The 17,786-nt window shown below is 62.8% G+C and carries 16 protein-coding genes and 1 tRNA gene; 7 read left to right on the forward strand and 10 right to left on the reverse strand.

What is annotated here, in order from left to right:
- Positions 1-2 precede the first annotated feature (2 nt).
- The gene (locus tag V0R59_RS26100) at positions 3-1,247 is read left to right on the forward strand and encodes a methyltransferase (protein ID WP_330077580.1); all 1,245 of its coding nucleotides are present in this window, start codon (positions 3-5) and stop codon (positions 1,245-1,247) included.
- Between the two features lie 501 nt (positions 1,248-1,748).
- Positions 1,749-1,824 (forward strand) — tRNA-Thr (locus V0R59_RS26105).
- Positions 1,825-1,955: 131 nt separating this feature from the next.
- On the opposite strand, the gene V0R59_RS26110 is transcribed toward V0R59_RS26105, so the two are convergent.
- The gene (locus tag V0R59_RS26110; protein WP_330077581.1) at positions 1,956-2,939 is read right to left on the reverse strand and encodes an NAD-dependent epimerase/dehydratase family protein; all 984 of its coding nucleotides are present in this window, start codon (positions 2,937-2,939) and stop codon (positions 1,956-1,958) included.
- 196 nt (positions 2,940-3,135) lie between these two features.
- On the opposite strand from V0R59_RS26110, the gene V0R59_RS26115 reads away from it, so the two are divergent.
- Positions 3,136-4,152, forward strand: a complete 1,017-nt coding sequence (locus tag V0R59_RS26115; protein WP_330077582.1) for a DNA topoisomerase IB — start codon at positions 3,136-3,138, stop codon at positions 4,150-4,152.
- Between the two features lie 45 nt (positions 4,153-4,197).
- Here the strand turns inward: V0R59_RS26115 and V0R59_RS26120 are convergent, their stop codons facing one another.
- Complete coding sequence (locus V0R59_RS26120) at positions 4,198-4,512, reverse strand: DUF3077 domain-containing protein (protein ID WP_330077583.1); 315 nt, start codon at positions 4,510-4,512, stop codon at positions 4,198-4,200.
- A gap of 521 nt (positions 4,513-5,033) precedes the next feature.
- Here V0R59_RS26120 and V0R59_RS26125 point away from each other — a divergent pair.
- Together V0R59_RS26125 and V0R59_RS26130 are read left to right on the forward strand one after the other, a co-directional pair.
- Entirely contained in the window at positions 5,034-6,167 is a 1,134-nt protein-coding gene (locus V0R59_RS26125) for a Fic family protein (protein ID WP_330077584.1), read from the forward strand.
- A 126-nt stretch (positions 6,168-6,293) separates the two neighbouring features.
- Positions 6,294-6,746 (forward strand): DUF2846 domain-containing protein, encoded by a 453-nt coding sequence (locus tag V0R59_RS26130; protein WP_330077585.1) that lies wholly within the window; start codon positions 6,294-6,296, stop codon positions 6,744-6,746.
- 78 nt (positions 6,747-6,824) lie between these two features.
- On the opposite strand, the gene V0R59_RS26135 is transcribed toward V0R59_RS26130, so the two are convergent.
- From V0R59_RS26135 to V0R59_RS26155, 5 genes are all read right to left on the reverse strand, one after another.
- Positions 6,825-7,517 (reverse strand): CatB-related O-acetyltransferase, encoded by a 693-nt coding sequence (locus V0R59_RS26135; RefSeq protein ID WP_330077586.1) that lies wholly within the window; start codon positions 7,515-7,517, stop codon positions 6,825-6,827.
- A gap of 92 nt (positions 7,518-7,609) precedes the next feature.
- Positions 7,610-8,899 carry an alginate export family protein gene (locus V0R59_RS26140; protein WP_330077587.1) on the reverse strand — a complete coding sequence of 430 codons (1,290 nt, stop codon included), beginning with the start codon at positions 8,897-8,899 and terminating at the stop codon, positions 7,610-7,612.
- Between the two features lie 18 nt (positions 8,900-8,917).
- Positions 8,918-9,307, reverse strand: a complete 390-nt coding sequence (locus tag V0R59_RS26145; RefSeq protein WP_330077588.1) for a nuclear transport factor 2 family protein — start codon at positions 9,305-9,307, stop codon at positions 8,918-8,920.
- Between the two features lie 55 nt (positions 9,308-9,362).
- A complete protein-coding gene (locus V0R59_RS26150) occupies positions 9,363-10,664 on the reverse strand; it encodes an NAD(P)/FAD-dependent oxidoreductase (protein WP_330077589.1) in 1,302 nt (433 codons plus the stop codon).
- A gap of 23 nt (positions 10,665-10,687) precedes the next feature.
- Positions 10,688-12,097, reverse strand: coding sequence for an APC family permease (locus V0R59_RS26155; protein ID WP_330077590.1), 1,410 nt, complete (start codon positions 12,095-12,097; stop codon positions 10,688-10,690).
- 216 nt (positions 12,098-12,313) lie between these two features.
- Here V0R59_RS26155 and feaR point away from each other — a divergent pair, with 216 nt between their 5' ends.
- Positions 12,314-13,261 (forward strand): transcriptional regulator FeaR, encoded by a 948-nt coding sequence (feaR, locus tag V0R59_RS26160; RefSeq protein ID WP_330077591.1) that lies wholly within the window; start codon positions 12,314-12,316, stop codon positions 13,259-13,261.
- Between the two features lie 14 nt (positions 13,262-13,275).
- Here feaR and V0R59_RS26165 read toward each other — a convergent pair whose 3' ends face one another.
- The 3 genes from V0R59_RS26165 to V0R59_RS26175 all read right to left on the reverse strand — a co-directional run bounded on the left by V0R59_RS26165 (position 13,276) and on the right by V0R59_RS26175 (position 15,140).
- Positions 13,276-13,449 carry a hypothetical protein gene (locus V0R59_RS26165; protein WP_330077592.1) on the reverse strand — a complete coding sequence of 58 codons (174 nt, stop codon included), beginning with the start codon at positions 13,447-13,449 and terminating at the stop codon, positions 13,276-13,278.
- The gene (locus V0R59_RS26170) at positions 13,442-13,693 is read right to left on the reverse strand and encodes a helix-turn-helix transcriptional regulator (RefSeq protein WP_330077593.1); all 252 of its coding nucleotides are present in this window, start codon (positions 13,691-13,693) and stop codon (positions 13,442-13,444) included. Before V0R59_RS26170 ends, V0R59_RS26165 begins: the two co-directional genes overlap by 8 nt.
- Before the next feature lie 169 nt (positions 13,694-13,862).
- Entirely contained in the window at positions 13,863-15,140 is a 1,278-nt protein-coding gene (locus V0R59_RS26175; RefSeq protein WP_330077594.1) for an OprD family porin, read from the reverse strand.
- Between the two features lie 488 nt (positions 15,141-15,628).
- Here V0R59_RS26175 and V0R59_RS26180 point away from each other — a divergent pair, with 488 nt between their 5' ends.
- Positions 15,629-17,716, forward strand: a complete 2,088-nt coding sequence (locus tag V0R59_RS26180) for a TonB-dependent receptor (RefSeq protein WP_330077595.1) — start codon at positions 15,629-15,631, stop codon at positions 17,714-17,716.
- Positions 17,717-17,786: the final 70 nt, after the last annotated feature.

The raw sequence follows: 17,786 nt of genomic DNA on the forward strand, positions 1-17,786 counted from the left end.
TCATGTCCTACCTGGAAAACGACCAACTCCTCCCCCGCTTCCAGGCCCTGGACCACTTCCTGCGCCAGCACCATCACCTCTGGCACCCGCGCCCCTTTACCACCTTGCACCTGCCTTGGGAGTCAACGCACCCGGAGCTGGCCGAATGGCTGCGCAAGCAGACCCTGCCCGAAGCCGAATCCGCCCACAACGATCCCTACAGCGTTCCGGCGCCAGCCCCTTATCCACAACTGGCCGCCCAAGCCCGCGACCTCGCCGCCGTCGGCGACTTATCCACAACGGATATCGCCCCCGCCAGCCCGCGCCTGAACGTCGACGTCCCCGGTCGCAAATGGGAGCAGATCGAAGCCTTCGCCGGGCATCTCGACTTCACTCGACGTCCGCTCCACTGGCTGGACTGGTGTTCAGGCAAGGGCCACCTCGGCCGACGCCTGCTGGGCGCGGACCAGCACCTCACCTGCCTGGAATACGACCCCGCACTGGTCGCCGCAGGTGAACAGCTCAGCCAGCATCACCATTTGCCCGCCGAGCACCGCCTGCAGGACGTCATGGCCGAAAGCGCTGCCGCGTCCCTGAATCCATCCCACACCCCGGTCGCCCTGCACGCCTGCGGCGACCTTCACGTGCGCCTGATCCAGCTCGCCAGCGCCACCGGCTGTACGCAACTGGCGATCGCCCCCTGCTGCTACAACCGCACCACCGGCCCCTACTACCAACCCTTATCCACAGCCGCCCGCGCCTCGACGCTGCAACTCGACCTCGACGACCTCGGCCTGCCGCTGAGCGAAACCGTGACCGCCGGCAGCCGTGTGCGCCGCCAGCGGGATCAGTCCATGGCCTGGCGCCTGGGCTTCGACCTGCTGCAACGCCGGCTGCGGGAAAGCGACGCCTACCTCCCCACGCCGTCCCTGCCGAGCAGTTGGCTGCAAAAGTCCTTCGCCGAGTACTGCCAGGACCTCGCCGCCCTCAAGGGCCTCCCTATAAAGGAAGCCCCCGACTGGCCAACTCTCGAAGCGGCCGGCTGGCAGCGGCTGGCCCAGGTCCGCAACCTGGAACTGGTGCGCAACCTGTTCCGCCGCCCGCTCGAACTCTGGCTCGTCCTCGATCGAGCGCTCTACTTGCGAGAACAGGGCTACGACGTCCGCCTCGGCACCTTCTGCCCCCACCACCTGACCCCGCGCAACCTCATGCTGCTGGCGGAACAACCTGTGGATAACTCTGTGGGCAAGTTCACGGCGCAAGGCTGAAAAAGCACCTGAGCGCAGAGAAGCGCGTGCTTGAGCGGTTTTGGCGGACCTGTTAAAGGCTTGAGAAACCAGCCGTTTGCACCGGCGTCAATGCGACGGGGTAGCGCACTTGCATGGGCTGCAAGCGGTCGATGTGGTTTGTGCATAAGCGTTAAAGCGAATTAGGCGGGGGTGGTTCAGATCGGGTTGGGCGAGGTGCTGGAACCAGGCCCACAAGTGCGGCGCGGTCAGTGTAGGAGCGGATTCATCCGCGATCGGCGGCGCAGCCGTCGTAAAACCTGAGTCCCGAGTTCTCCTGACACACCGCAGATATCAGCTTCATGCCTGCTCCGATCCCGCTCGCGGCGGTTTGACCTCCCGCTGGCTCTGTTCCCACAAAGCCTTGGGACACTAGCCCTCCCCCCACACAACGCCGAAAGCCCCGAAATGCGGGGCTTCCACGCGTCACACACGGAATAGGTTTACAGAACCAAACCGATCGCTATAATAGCGCGCCTACCGGCCGGTATAGCTCAGATGGTAGAGCAACTGACTTGTAATCAGTAGGTCCCGGGTTCGATTCCTGGTGCCGGCACCATACAAGGTTCCAGAGAAAGCTTTCAAAATCTCTGGAGCCCCCGAAAAACCCGCCTTCTGGCGGGTTTTTTCGTTTTGGCGTTTCGTCGGATTGCGAGGGTAGCGACAACCCAACGAGCAATTCGGCCCCGGCTATCGACGCGCCAAAAGGTACGCGAACGCCTGTGACAGAGCCTCCTGTGCCGGTCGTGGCCGGTACCCTAATTCCGTGACCGCTTTGTCGATGCAGTAACGCTGCTGCACCCCGTAAAACATCCTTACCTGACTGCGCAGCAGTTCGGCCGGTTTGCCGGTGATGCTCGCCCGCAGCTCTTGCAGCCACGCGATCAGCATGAGCAGTGTCCTAGGTGCGAGGGTTGGCAACCTGTATCCAGGGCAACAAGCGTTGAGTGCCAGAATCACGTCTGCCAATGACGATGGCTGCGAGTTTGCCAAGATGTAGCGTTGGCCAGGACGACCGCGCTCGGCGGCACGTATCACGCCATCCGCGACATCACGAACATCGACGAAGTTGAAGTGAAAGTTCGGATTCATTATCAGCCTGCGCTCCAGAACGGCAGCGAGAAAGCCCATGGTGTCGGTCAGCCGTGTGGCATTTGGGCCGATGATCGCTGAGGGCAAAACGGCGACCATCGGCAGATCAAGCGTTCTTGCGATATCCCACGCCGCGCGCTCGGACAGAATCTTCGAGAGGTAATACGGATTCTCCTGTTCGATGTTCCAGGCAGCTTCATCCAACTGCTCGCGGCCGTGCCCCACGGCAGCCACGGAACTGACATACACCACTCGCTTGACGCCTGCCTCGACAGCAGCGCGCAAGACGTTGCGGGTGCCCTGCACGTTGACGTCGACGATTTCGGCGTGCGGATCTTTCGCCCAGTGCTTGAACACAGCCGCCACCTGGTACAACACGTCCACACCTTTCAAGGCATGGCGCAGCGAGTCCGGATCCAGCAGTTCGGCACGCACCACCTGACAGCCGAGTGCGTTCAGTTCACTGGACTGCTGCGGATCACGTACGCCAGCGCGCACATGCTGCCCTCTGGCGAGCAATGCCTTGACCAGGGTGTTTCCCAGATGCCCATTGGCACCCGTGACGAGCGATAGCGTTTGCATAGGTATGCCTTTCCACGACGAGTGGAACTCATCATGAGGGCTGCCCCTAGGGGCAGAGTCAACGAGCAACCCTGCGCCGAACCCCACCGACGGATAGCTACCAAACCCGGCAACCCCGCACAAAGACATCGGAACTTAATCAACCAACCCAAGGGCTAATCAATAACGAACCGGCGATCCCCAAGCGAGCCCCACCGTGAGCGAAACCCCAATCCTCCCTGCCGGCCTGCACTACGTCGACGACACCACACCCGGCTTCTCCCGCCGCAAGCTGCGCGGCAAATTCGCCTACTTCGACCCGCAGGGCGAACGCATCCGCGACCCGGACGAAATCAAGCGCATCAACGCCCTGGCCATCCCCCCGGCCTACACCAGCGTGTGGATCTGCCCCGACCCCGACGGTCATCTCCAGGCCACCGGCCGCGACGCCCGGGGTCGCAAGCAGTACCGCTACCACCCGCGCTGGCGCGAGATCCGTGACGAGGACAAGTACGGCAGCCTGCTGGCCTTCGGCAAAGCCCTGCCCTCCCTGCGCGAAACCCTGCAACAGCACCTCGCCAGGCCCGAACACAGCCGCGAGAAAGTCCTCGCCACCGTGATCTACCTGCTGGACGAAACCCTCATCCGCATCGGCAACACCCGCTACGCCGAGCAGAACCGTTCCTACGGCCTCACCACCCTGCGCAACCGCCATGTCGATGTCAGCGGCAGCACCATCCGTTTCCACTTCCGCGGCAAGAGCGGCATCGAGCACGAAGTCAGCGTCAACGACCGCCGTCTCGCCCGTATCATCAAGCGCTGCCTGGAACTGCCTGGCCAGCAACTGTTCCAGTACCTGGACGAGAACGGCGAGCGCCACAGCGTCACCTCCAGCGATATCAACCGCTACCTGCAGGAACTGACCGGCGCCGAGTTCACCGCCAAGCACTACCGCACCTGGGCCGGCAGTGCGCTGGCATTGACCCTGTTGCGGGAACTGGAGTGGCAACCGGAAACCACGGCGAAGAAGCATGTGGTCGCGATCATCAAGGAAGTCGCCAGCGAGCTGCGCAATACCCCGGCGGTTTGCCGCAAGTGCTACATCCACCCGGCGCTGATCGAGGCGTTCCATGCGGGTGAGCTGGCCGGCTTGCGCATGGCCGCTGCGCGCAAAGGGCTGCGGGATGAAGAAAGCCTGCTGATGCGTTTCCTGGAAAAACTGACGCAGGCCTGAAACCCGAAAGGCCCACCTTCCGGTGAGCCTTCCCGCAGCGGGCCGCTAGTTGCTCACGCCCATGCGCCCCATCTCCATGCCATCGAGCACGGCATCCACCAAGCCCTTCGCCATTTCCGCCGAGTACAGCGACGAGAAGAGCAGCCCGTTCTTGGGCACGTCTTCGGCGAATTCGGTGAGTTGCTGGAGGGTGTCGTAGATCCCTTTTATCAACAGGGATGCATGGACCAGGGCATCTTCCGCGTCGATTTCCGCGCGGACGGTGAACATGGGACTGCGACCGGCCTTGCAGTGCCCGAAGGCGACCATGGCCGTTTTGCCAACGAGGGCGGAGGGTGGATCTGGAACGATCTTGTTCATGGTGCAACTCCTTGCTTTTTATTTCGCTTGGAGCCATCACCATTCCGCGACCAAACAGATTGGTGACGACTGTGTACAGGTTGGTCGACCGGGAAAAGCAAGCAAACCCGGCAGGCACAAGGCCTCCCGCACACAGCCGCCATAGCACGCAACCGACGCAGAAACGCCAGCAGCTATGGGGGTGTATCTGTTCGCAAGCTTTTGTCGGGCGACCAAACCCGATCGCTGATATGCAGCGACCGCGAGAGCCTAACGCTCAACCTCGGATGAGGCAAGGAAACCCTGCCACCGGCATCATTGACGTCATGCGAGCGCACCCGCTATTCCATCCCCTCCTCCCTCGCCACCGGGGAAGTCACTGGGGAAGTCACCGGGGAAGTCGCCGGGGAAGTCGCGAAGCTCATAAGCGTGCCGAAGATTGGCCATTCAAAGTGATTTGCCAATGCCCATGAGCCGAATAAACTCACTATTCGGCTCACCAAATGAGCCGAATAGTGAGTTTATTCGGCTCAGAGGCATTTATGGACCCCTTCTGGATCTGGCAACACGCGCAATGGCCCGCCTTTCACTGGCAGGCAGACCAGCTCAGCGAGCTGTTGCGCCAGTGCGTACATCAGCAGGGCCATCTACTCGGGAAAATAGGCTCAGTGGACGATGAGCAAAGCCGCCAGAGCATGCTCGACGCCCTGCTGCAAAACATCATTACGTCCTCCGCCATCGAAGGCGAAACCCTCAACGTCGGCTCGGTGCGCTCGTCCCTTGCGCGCCGACTAGGCGTGGACGAGCCCGAAACGAACCCGGCCAGCGCCCGCAGCGAAGGCCTCGCCGAACTGATGCTCGATGCCATTGCCGAGCCCGACCAGCCCCTGACGCTGGAGCGCCTGCTGCATTGGCACGAACTGCTGTTCCCCAATCAAGACACGACCTTGGCACACCGCCCCCTGAGCGTCGGCAGCCTGCGCGGCGACGAACCCATGCAGGTGGTTTCCGGCCGCCTGGATCGCCCGACCGTACATTTCGAGGCGCCACCGCGCAAAGGGCTGAAACAGCAACTGGCCACCTTCATCGACTGGTTCAACGGCGACTCACGCACCCTCGACCCCCTGCTCCGCGCCGGACTGGTCCACCTCTGGTTCGTCACCCTGCACCCTTTCGACGATGGCAATGGCCGCCTGACCCGCGCCCTCACCGACCTGGCCCTGGCACAAGGCGAGCATCAGGCGATCCGCTTCTACGCCATGTCGGCAAGCATCCTCGAAAGACGCCAGAGCTATTACCGCATCCTCGAACAGACCCAGAAAGGCACACTGGACGTAACACCATGGCTGGTGTGGTTCCTGCAGACCTTGTTGGCAGCGTTGGAGCAGGCCCTGGCGATCATCGACCGCGTGCTGGACAAGACGCGCTTCTGGCAAGCGCATCGTCAGACGCCGCTTTCAGTGGAGCAACTGAAGGTCGTCAACCGCCTGCTGGATGGCGGCGCCAAGGGGTTCGAACACGGCATCAGTGCCGCGCAGTACCAGGCCGTGGCCAAGGTGAGCAAGGCAACGGCGACCCGGCACCTGGCGGACCTGCTGGAGAAGGGCGTGCTGGAAAAGCTGCCAGGTGGAGGGCGTAGCACGCGCTATCAGATCACCGACCGCGCGCAAAATTGATCCTGCTCACACCCGTGCAAAAAAACCCGTAATAGCAGCAGAACCCTCAATTGAAGGCATGGCACAATGCAATCACAGGCGTCATCGTGCCTGTCCTTCATTTCTTATTCGTAAAAAGGATTTTCAATGCGTAACAGCATCAAGCTGCTGAGTGCTGCCCTGGGCTTCGCCATCCTGACCGGTTGCGCCTCGGTACCTATGGGTTCCACCGAAGCGGACACTCAACTCAAGACCTTCGCCGCACCGCCAGCCGACAAGTCCGGCCTGTATATCTACCGTGACAGCTTCGTCGGCCAGGCCCTGAAGAAGTCGCTGACCGTTGATGGCCAACTGATCGGCGAAACCGCCAAGGGCGTGTACTTCCACCGCTTCCTGGCCCCGGGCAAACACGTGATCGGCACAGAGTCCGAGTTCAGCGACAACACCCTGACCCTGGTCACCGAGCCGGGCAAGAACTACTACCTGCGCCAGTACATCAAGATGGGTGCCTTCGTAGGTGGCGCGAACCTGGAGCAGATCTCCGAAGCCCAGGCACAACGTGACCTGAAGGACTGCTGCAAACTGGCGGCGTCGAAGTAGGTTCTTCGCTGCCGTGTGATCCACTTTCGGAAGGCCGCCACCGGCCGCCTTTCGAAAGCCGTCCCAAGCACCCGTATCTCAGCGCTCCCCGCCCACCACCTCACACCCCTTGCGCGTCAACCTGAACTGCCGATACCTCGCCATCGCCAGCCCATCCAGCGATTCCAGGCATTTCTGCGGATCATTCAAGGGCAACGTCTTCAACTGCGCGAAATCCCGCTCCCACCACTGGCTGTTCAACAGCCGCTCGATCATCTCGTCGGGATAGCGGTAGCGAATGACCCGCGCCGGCACGCCCGCGACCACGGCGTAAGGCGGGACGTCCTGGGTGACCAGCGCACGGGTGGCGACCACGGCGCCAGTGCCGATGTGCACGCCTTCGAGGATCAGCGCCTCATGGCCGATCCAGACGTCGTGGCCGATGGTGGCCATCTCGATGGGCGCGTCGTATTCCCAGGCGGTATCGGTGTACTGGAACGGATGGGTGCTGAGCCAGTCGGTGGGATGGTTGCGCTTTTCCTGGCCGAGCACCACGCCATTGCCGATGGAGCAGTAGCGGCCGATGCGGCTGACGAACTGCAGCTTGGCGTCACCGCGCAGGTAGCTGTGGGCGCCGATGGCGAGATCGTGACAGGCGACCTGCACGCTGCCCATGCGCACGTCTTCCTCGATGGTGAGAACAGACTTGCGGTGGAACTTGCTCAAGCGACTGCCGAGCTTGCAGCCGTGACGGCGAATCCAGCGGTTCCAGTACCAATCAGTGAGGGCCATCCATTACTCCAGCGCCGTTACGAAGCCCTTGAGCCTAGCTGCAAGGGCCCGGAATGGTAGCGGCTCGGGGTAGAAAATGCATGCGCCAGGGCCTAGAAAGCGAACACCAGCAACACCTGCCCATACAGATTGCCACCCGTCGTGCCCAGCTGGCTGCCACCCTCCTGCGCACTGCGCTGCGGCTTGTAATACCCCACCAAAGGCAACAGCGACCAATGCTGGTCGATCGCCCATTCCGCATACAGGTCCAGCTCGCGCGCGTCGCGGTTGCCGAGGCTGCGGTCGAGCGTGTCGAAGTCATAGAACAGCGCGCCAATATTGACGCGGTCCGACACCGCCGCCTTGACCCCGACATGTTGCACCCGCGTATTGCTGTTGAACGGCCCCGCGTAGTTGGACGCGACTTCCCCCTGGAACCAGGTGCCAAGCGCCCGGCCATTGCCGTAGAACAACGGGTCGTACCCCTCGGAAAAACGGCTGTAGCGGTAGTTGACCACCGGCTTGCCCGGCAACTGCGAGAAGGTCCAGCCGGCCTCCAGGTACCAGGCGCTTTCGTTGCCGCCGGCCTTGCGCTCCCAGGCATGCTCGCCTGCCAGGAACAGGTCGCTGATGCCGGCGTTGCCCTGGCCGCGCACGCTGTAGAGCTTCATCCCCTTGCGCTCGGGATAGAGGATGTCGGCCAGTGTCTCGTCGGTGTCGGTCACCTTGATCGCCGTGAGCCCGAGCGTGCCAGCCTCGGCGACATGCTCCAGCGTCGCCACTCCCATTTCAGGGCTGGCCTGTGCCGGGTTGTCGGACTTCAGCCACATCAGGTCGCCACGCCAGCCCTGCTCGCCACCCCAGCGCAGGATCGCGGTCTGGTCGAAGGCCTTGCGTCCGGTGAGGTAGTAGGCGCCACCGCGATTGACCTCACCGTCCAGCAGGCCCCGGCCGATGTTCAAGGCGTCTCCGGAAATCAGGAAGCCATCACCCACTACCACGTTCTGTCGTCCACCGGAAATCTCGAACAGGTCGGTCCGCCAACCAAGGTAGGCGTTTTCGATCTTGGTCGTACGCTCGTCGCCTACGCTCCAGCCGGCTGCATCGCCATCACCGAAGCTGGCGCTGCTGACCCAGTCGAGGGCGCCGAACAGCTGGCCCGGTCCGATACCTCGCCGCTTGAACTCGACCCCGTACTGCAAGGTGGCTTCCTGCCAATCGACACTGCCGGGTTCGCGCATGCCGGTCTGTGCATAACTCTCGCCGCTGTGGAAAACCCCGACGGCGCCCTGTAGCCAGGCGGCGATTTCAGTGTCGGCGTCTTCGTACAGCGTGACCGCGCCAGCCAGCGGCGAGAGCGCGAGGAGCAGTGGCAGGGATGCCTGTAATTGTTGTTTTCGCATCGTCAGTCCTCGGAAAGATCAGGCCGGGATTTCGCCTTCGGCGTACATGTCGGCAAGCACGCGCCAGGCACCGTCGACCAGGCACCAGACGAACAGGCTCTTCATCGAGAACGCCTCGCCGTCGAGTGGTAGCACGCGCCAGGTCACCCAGGTGTAGGCCGCGTTGTCGCCCAGTGCGGTGAGGCGGTCGATACGGATCGAGGCGCCACGCGAGTCAGTGACCAGCGCGGCCAGCAACTCGCGCAATTGCACGCTGCCGCTGTACAGGGCAGCGCTGCCGGCGCCGGTAATTTCGGTGTTCTCGGTGTACAGCTCACGCACGATGGCGTCGCTGTCGCGGCGCTCCCAGAGCTGCTGCAGCAGGTCGAGACGGCCTTGCAATGCGTTTTTCAGGGCAGCAGAAGGCATGTTCGAATCCTCTCGGTCGAAGTGGGGTGCCCCTGAGGGGCGGTTCAGGAAGAGATCAGCGTCGGCCGTTGCGGTAGCCGGCGAGCTGGTGGCTGACCTTGCCGAAGGTGCAGATCAGGTTGCGCAGGCGGTCCTTGGCCGGAATGGTGGTGCGCGGGATCGCGCTCATCACGTCCCAGTGCTGCGAACCCGTGGTCATGCCATCGGCGACCACCCGGCTGATGACATGGCTGGGGGTGACGCCAAACCCGGAATAGCCCTGCACGAAATAGGCGTTGGGCCGACCCGGCAAGGTGCCGACCTGCGGGAACAGGTTGGCCGTGCACTCCATCGGCCCGCCCCAGGCCAGGTCGATGCGCACCGGCTCAAGGTACGGGAACACCTTGAGCATCAGCTTGCGGTTCCACGCTTTCAGGTCGTTGGGGATGTACTCCAGCAGCCGCGTGGCAGAGCCGAACAGCAGGCGGTTTTCGTTGGTCACCCGGTAGTACTCGATCACCGGGCGGATATCGCTGAAGGCGCCGCGAATCGGGCTGATCTGCTGGATCAGCGCATCCGGCAGCGGCTCGGTGACCAGCTGGAAGGCATAGGTGTTGACGATGCTCTTGTGCAACTCCGGCTCCAGGCGATCGAGAAACGCCCCGCAGGACCAGAGGATCTTCTTCGCCCGAATCGAGCCCTTGGCCGTGCGCACATGGATGGTGTCGCCGTAGGTCACTTCCAGCACCGGGGTGTTCTCGAAGACCCGCCCGCCCAGTTCCACCAGGGCCTTGGCCGAGCCCAGCAGCATGTTCAGCGAATGCAGGTGGCCGTTGCCCATGTGCTTGAGCGCGCAACTGTACACATCCGAACCGACGATGCTGCGGACTTCGCTGCCTTCCAGGTAGGCGATCTCGTGGTCCGGATTGAGCTGCCTGAACTCCTTTTCCCACGCCTGAAGCAGCTTGCCCTGACGCTTGTTGAAGCCGAGGTAGCCGTAGCCGTGGCGGAAATCGGCGTCGATGCCGTATTTGGCGATACGCGCCTGGATGATCGAGGAGCCGAGGTCGCTGATCTCGAAGACCGCCTTGAGGCCCTCCTCGCCCACGCTCTTGCGGATCTTTTCCAGGTCGTGGCCGATGCCGGCCATGATGTGCCCGCCATTGCGGCCGGAGCCGCCGAAGCCGAGGTAGCGCGCTTCCAGCACGATGACGTCGCTGACGCCGCGCTCGGCCAGTTCCAGCGCGGTATTCACCCCGGAAAAGCCGCCGCCGATGACCACGACTTCGGCCTCCAGATCCTCTTCGAGATCGGCGAACTTCAGGTCGTACTTGCGCGTGGCGGTGTAGTAGGTGGTGGGGGTTTCTACGGACAACATGGGTTCACCTTGTTCTTGTCGTATCAGATCGCGTTGTGCAGCGGGTGCCGGTCCTGCAGACGGCGAATGGCGTAGAGCACCAGCGACAACAGGAGAATGCCGATGCCGGTGGCGACTTCCTTCAGCCCGCCATAGCCGGCCAGTTCCGCCGAGGCAGTGCCGACCACCACGACCACGCCGGTGAACAGGCTGAGCACCCAGGCCACCGGGATCCAGCCACGCCCCAGGCGCACCGGGCGCGGCTGATCGGGGGCATCGCGGCGCAGCAGGATGAAGCCGGACAACGCGAAGAAGATCGCCACCAGGTAACCAATGTTCGCCGTCACCAGCATCGCCAGCGGCGACGACAACAGGAAGATCATCGCCAGATTCAGCACCACCGCCACACTCATGCAGCGCCCTGGCACCTGGTGCTTGTTCAGGGTGCCCAACTGGCGGATGGTCAGGCCTTCCAGGGCCATGCCGTAGAGTGCCCGGGAGCCGTCGGCCAGCGCGGCATTGAGGCCCATGAACAGGCCGACCAGCAGCGCGGCGATGAAGAAGTCGCTGAATCCGTTGCCAACAACGGCGTTGAAAGCATCGATATAGAAGCCGCTGGGATTGGCCAGCGCGGCCTCACGGTCCACCAGCCCACCCAGGCCGAACGCCACGGCGGCGAACACCAGCACGGTGTAGCTGCCGGAGGTCAGCAGGGCAAGGCGCATGTCGCGCTGGCTGCGGTATTCCGGACCGAAGGCGGCGCACATCTCGGTGCCATAGGCGCTCCAGCTGACCAGGAACAGCCACACCAGCGCGGTGCGCCAGAAGGTCCAGTCCAGCACCAGCGGCGCGTCCAGCGCATGGCGGAAACGCGCGAAGCTCCAGCCCTCGCCGAACACCGGCGACACCGCCAGCACCAGGATCGGCACCAGCAGCAGCGCCCCCATGTACTTGGACACGGACGCTGCCATATGCACGCCCAGACGGTTGAATTGCCAGAAGAGCAGCAACAGGCCGGCACCGATCAATTGCGGCAGCCCGACGCTGAGCGGGCCCAGCTCGTAGACCCAGGCCTGGCTGGCGAACCACTGCGCCTGGATCAGCGCGCCAGCGCTGACGCTGACGATGGACAGCACCGCCGACCAGCCCAGCCAGTAGCCGAACGAGGCCAGCGGCCCGACCAGGCTGCAACGCCGGCGCCAGCCCTCGGTGGCGATCATGGCGATGCCGCCGGGCTTGTCCGGGAACATTGCCGAGACTTCGAGGAAGATCCAGTTCTGGCACGCGCCGATGACGGCCGAGCCGACCCAGAGTGCCAGGGCGCCCACCGGGCCGAGCACGCCGAGGGCGAAGCCGAAGGAAGCGAAGATGGAGCCGGAAACCGCCATCGACAGGGCGAAGGCATCGGTCCAGCGCAGGGTCTGCTGCAAATGCTGGCTGTTGTTGTTGTTCATGGCCGGGTACGCAGTGAGGGATACGAGCCCTGATCATCTGCCCTTCTCGCCCGCACCACCACGCCCTCCCGTGCCAGGCGCTTGCCTGGCCGTGCCACCGGTCAGCGATCGGCAAGGCACCTTGAAACAACAATTAACATGTTAGTAAATTGTCCCTTGCCTGCCTTGCGCAGCACGACACACAACAAGAACAGCAGCCGCCGCCCGAGGTGAGCGATGAACCAATCCTTGCAGCATGCACATCTGTTCCGGGGCCGCGCCGGTTTCGAAGCCTGGCACGGCGACCTGGCCTCCAGTTGCGGCACCTTCCATGTCGAACCCCCGCTCGACGAACGCATCACCCGCTTCCAGGGCGCCGTCACCGCGCTGGACAGCCAGCGCAGCCATGTGGAAGGCGCGCGCATCACCAGCAACTGCTCCCACGTGCACCGCTCGTTGCGGGATATCCGCGGCGACGACAAGGACTTCTTCTACCTGGTGATGCAGCTCGATGGCGAAGCCCTGATCGATCAGTGCGACCGGGAAAGCCGCCTGACCCGCGGCGACCTGGTGCTGCTGGACGTCGCCCGGCCCAGCGACTTCCGCTTTCGTGGTCTGAGCGACCAGGTCTCGGTGATCCTGCCGCGCAGCGAGGTGCTGCAGCGCTTCAAGGAACAGCGCCTGTGCCTCAACCAACGCATCGAGGCGGGTTCGGCCATCGGTACGATGAGTGCCATGCTGGTCCGGCAACTGACCCTCGACAGCCCGCTCTCCAGCCAGGAATCCCAGGCCGTGCTGGAAGCGATCCTGGCCTTGCTGCGTCCGGTGCTGACCGCGCGCCCCGGCGAGCCTGCCCAGGTCGCGCCCTCGGTGGTGATGAGCAAGGCCAAGGTCTTCATCGAGCGACACCTGGCGGACGAGAGCCTCTGCCCGGAGCGCATCGCGGCAGCGGCCGGCACCTCGGTGCGCAACCTGCATCGCCTGTTCGCCCAGGCCGACACCAGCGTTGGCCGCTACATCCTGCAGCGACGCCTGCAGCGCTGTGCCGAAGCGATCCTGCAAAGCGAGCTGAAGATCACCCACATCGCGCTGAGCTGGGGGTTCAAGGAACTGAGCCATTTTTCCCGAGCGTTCAAGAGCGAGTTCGGGGTGTCGCCGAGTGAGTATCGGGAGCGGCGTGGGTAAGGGGCGCTGACTTTTCAGCCTCCGAAGGTCTGAATGAAAGGTGCGGCATTTTTGCGGATCGCTGCAGCCACATGTGGCGCCTGCTCGCAAAGCTCGGGCGATTTCGCCAGAACGCGCTCCAGCACTTCCCAGCCGTTCACCGGGAAACTTTGGGCGTAGCGACTTTCAACGATGTCTTCATCAGTCAAACAGCCCCTGCACTTCTTCCAGGGTCGGCATCGCTGCCGGCACCACCTTGAGCTCGCAATCCAGCGCCCCGAGGACATGGGCATACGCGAACATGCCGATCGTCAGACTGCCTTTCTCCACCGCAATGATTTTTTGCCGGGTCAGCCCCGCCAGTTTCGCGAGTTCAGCTTGAGTCATCCCCAGATTGAGACGGCGCTGGCGGATCTGTAGAGCGAGGCGGGAAATCAGGAAAGAAGGATCCATGTTCTTTATACGTAACAATTGGAGACCTATGTACCGTATACGTGACTCAAAAAAAAATCAAAAACCGCCCCCTACCATCCGTCGCGTAACGGGAGAGCCTTTTGAATTACGGGACACGGAAACGAAAAAGGGGCCGCATGAGCGGCCCCTTTTTCGTACGACATCAGAATCAGAAGATGCTGATCGGGTACTCGACGAAGATACGGACTTCGTTGCCGTCGTCGTTGTAGCCGTTGACGCGGACGTTGTCCGAAGTGCGCAGCCAGGAACCACGCAGTTTCAGGCTCAGGTCCTTGGCAGGGCCTTCCTGGACGACGTATTTGACCTGGTTGAAGATCTCGCGCTCGGTGCCACGACCATTGTCGGTGTGGATGTTGTCACCACGCACGTAGGCGATGTTGTAGGTCAGGCCCGGTACGCCGAAGGCGCCGAAGTCCAGACCGTAGGCGATCTGCCAGGAACGCTCGTCTTCGGCGTTGAAGTCGGACCAGTAGGAGTTGGCCAGGTAGATGGTCGAACCACCGTCACCCACGCCTGCATCGTTCTGGTACCAGCCGTACTGGTAGCCGGTGCTGCCGGTGCTGCGCTGGTGCGCCAGGGTGACCGAGTGAGGACCGAAGGCGTAGGTGGCCGCCAGGCTCCAGATGGTGTTGTCGTCACCGGTCAGCTTGGCCTTCTGCACGTACTTCTTGTCGATGTCCGACTTGTAGCCGTTGAAGTCCAGGGTCAGGGACTGGTCCTTGGCGATGGCGTGGACGTAGTTGACGCCCAGGTAGTGCTTCTTCAGCACGTCTTCGACATCGGAGGTGTACAGCGAGGCGGTCAGGTTCGGCATGAACTTGTAGCTACCGCCGAAGACGTTGATCGACTTCAGGCCGCTGTCACGCTGCTCGGTGGACTTGCGCGCTTCGCGGGTGTAGCGACCGGCGTTCAGCTCCAGGCCTTCGATTTCCTTGGAGTTGATCGAGGTACCGGTGTAGCTCTCTGGCAGCAGGCGAGCGTCGTCGTATTGCAGGACCGGCAGCGCTGGCATCTGGTCGCCGTACTTCAGCACGGTGTTGGAAACGCGGAACTTGACCGCTGCGCCACCACGGGAGATGTCGTGCTGGGCGTTGCCGCTGTCGCCACGCTTGAAGAAATCGATGCCAGCAGCATCGTTATGGCCGGTGCCACCGTCCAGACGCACTGCGTACAGACCGAAGGCGTCGACACCCACACCAACGGTGCCCTGGGTGAAGCCGGAGCTGAACTTGCCGATGAAGCCCTGACCCCACATCATCTGGTCGTCTTTGGTGTGCTTCTTGTCGCGGTTCATGTACGCATTGCGCAGCAGCAGGGTGGCGCTGCTGTCTTCAACGAAGCCCTTGGACTCTGCTTGATCGTTTGCCATTGCCGAAGTGGCGGCCATAAGCCCCAGTGCGAGCAGACTGATCCGGGTTTTCAACATCTTGTTTTCCTTATTACGTGATTTGATACGCGCTGTGGCCAAACGCCAGACCACGCCCCCTGCGTGGGTTGACGCTCACGGACTGAAAATAAAAGGCCCGCGCGAGTGATCGCAGCGGGCCTTTTATTATTTGAGTCTTGGCCAATGGGCCTACAGGCGTAGGGGCCGAATCCTATCCGTGGGCGGAATGGCCTGTCAAAAAATCGTGAACGAATGATGGCAAGTTTCATGTTTTTTGCTACCGATGACGCAGATTCCGACAAAGTCGAGCGACCTCTCCCAGTACCCCATTCGCAAAATCCGCGAACATGGATCCAAAAACCTGGTGAACATGCGGCGTTCTTGACGTAAAAGCCGGAAACCCAAACCAGATACATTTAGAAACAAATAGCCCCCAAGCAAACAACTAAAGAGTTAACGTTTGCAAATGCCAAGCATTATCATCTGCGCGTTTTCACATCCAATAACATCGCCGGATATCCACTTACATGCCTTCCCCCTGCCGCCTTAGTCACCTGTCACTGGGTTTATCCCTTCTGTTCGGCTCCAGCCTGGCCCTGGCTGCCACTACCACCCTGCCGGAACTGTCGGTCACCGCAGACAGCGACAGCGAGCGCGATGATCCGCGGGTCAAGGAAGTGACCACGGCGACCCGCACTTCGACCCCGGCGCGCTATGTGCCGCAGGCCATCGACTCGATCAAGACCAGCAACACGCTGGACTACGGCACCACCGAGCTGGGCAAGGCCCTGAGCGGCCTGCCCAACGTCAGCAGCGGAGCCGACACCCGCTTCGACAGCGTGCGCATCCGCGGCTTCGACGCGAGCAACGACTTCTATCTGGACGGCATCCGCGATGACAGCCAGTACGTGCGCGACCTCAACAACATCGAGCGGGTCGAGGTGCTCAAGGGCCCGGCGGCAGTGCTCTATGGCCGGGGCAGCCAGGGCAGGATCATCAACCGGGTGAGCAAGGCACCGGAGGCCGGGCGCCGCTCCAGCATCGAGGCGCAGGGCGGCAGCGAAGACCTGCGCAGCCTGTACGCCGACCTCAGTGCCGACCCGAGCGATACCATCAGCCTGCGCCTGAACCTGGGCAATCGTGACAACAACAGCTTCCGCGACGGTGTCGATGGCAGCCGGCAGTTGTTCGCACCGTCGATGAGCTGGCAACTGACGCCGGACCTGAACTGGCTGGTGCAATACGAATACAGCCGCTTCAACCGCACCCCGGACCGCGGCATTCCCGGCAACCCGCTGACCGGCCGTCCGGCAGACGTCAGCCGCAGCACCACCTATGGCGACACCCAGCGCGACTACATCGACGACCGTGCGGAGTCGCTGCGCTCGCGCCTCAACTACCAGTTGAACGAGAACTGGCAACTGCGCCACACCCTCGGCCTGTTCACCCTGGCCAGCGACTTCGACAACACCTACCTGACCGGCTACACCCCGGCCACCGGCCTGGTGACCCGCCAGCGCTGGCAGCAGGACCTGGACACCCGCAACCTGTTCAACAACCTGGAAGCCGAAGGCCGGATCGACACCTACGGCCTGGAACACACGCTGCTGGTTGGCCTGGAACTGGGCGAACAGCGGCGCAACTCGCTGCTGCGCAGCGGCACCGGCGTGCCTTCGGTGAACATCTACAATCCGAACCAGCACCTGCAGCACACCGGGCGCATGACCATCTCCAGCGACAACCACACCCGGGTCGAAAGCAGCGGCCTGTACGTGCAGGACCAGATCCGCCTGAACGACCAGTGGCAGATCCTCGCTGGCGTGCGCTTCGACCGCTTCGAGGTGGAAACCACCAGCAAGGTCAACGGCCGCAACGAGAAACAGGACAGCACCGGCACCAGCCCGCGCATCGGCGTGGTCTATACGCCGTGGAAGGAACACTCGTTCTATGCCTCGTGGAGCAAGACCTTCTCGCCACCCGGCGGCGGCCTGATCGGCATCACCCCGGGCGCGGCGGGCAACACCAACAGCACCGACCCGGAAACCACCCGACAGAAGGAAATCGGGGTCAAGAGCGACTGGCTGGACGAGCGCCTGAGCACCACCCTCGCGGTGTATGAGCTGGAACTGTACAACCGCCGCAACCGCGACCCGCTGGACCTGGAACGCTGGATCCTCACCGGCCTGCAACGCTCCCGCGGCATCGAGCTGACCGCTACCGGCAAGCTGGGCGGCGACTGGTACATGCGCGGTGGCATCGGCCTGCAGGACGCGATCATCGTCGACGACACCGATGGCAACGCCGGCAATCGCATCTCGGACGTGGCCAAGCGCAATGGCAGCGTGTTCATCACCTGGAAACCGGAAATGGGCTGGTACGCCGAGACCGGCCTGACCTTCGTCGGCGAGCGTTATGCCGATACCCGCAACAGCATCGCCCTGCCGGGCTACGGCACCTGGGATGCGCTGGCGGGCTACCGGACCAAGGACTGGGACCTGCGCGCGGCGCTGAGCAACATCACCGACAAGACCTACTACGCCTCGGCGACCAGTGCCGCACAGATCCAGTTCGGTGATCCGCGCAGCCTGGTGGTTACCGGAACCTACAGCTTCTGATCGACAAGGCCCGGGCCCGTACAACGAAAAAGGGCGCCACCGTCCCCCGGTGGCGCCCTTCTTTCATTTC

Origin of the sequence: Pseudomonas ulcerans, assembly GCF_036324125.1 — a bacterium.
Classification (GTDB): domain Bacteria; phylum Pseudomonadota; class Gammaproteobacteria; order Pseudomonadales; family Pseudomonadaceae; genus Aquipseudomonas; species Aquipseudomonas ulcerans.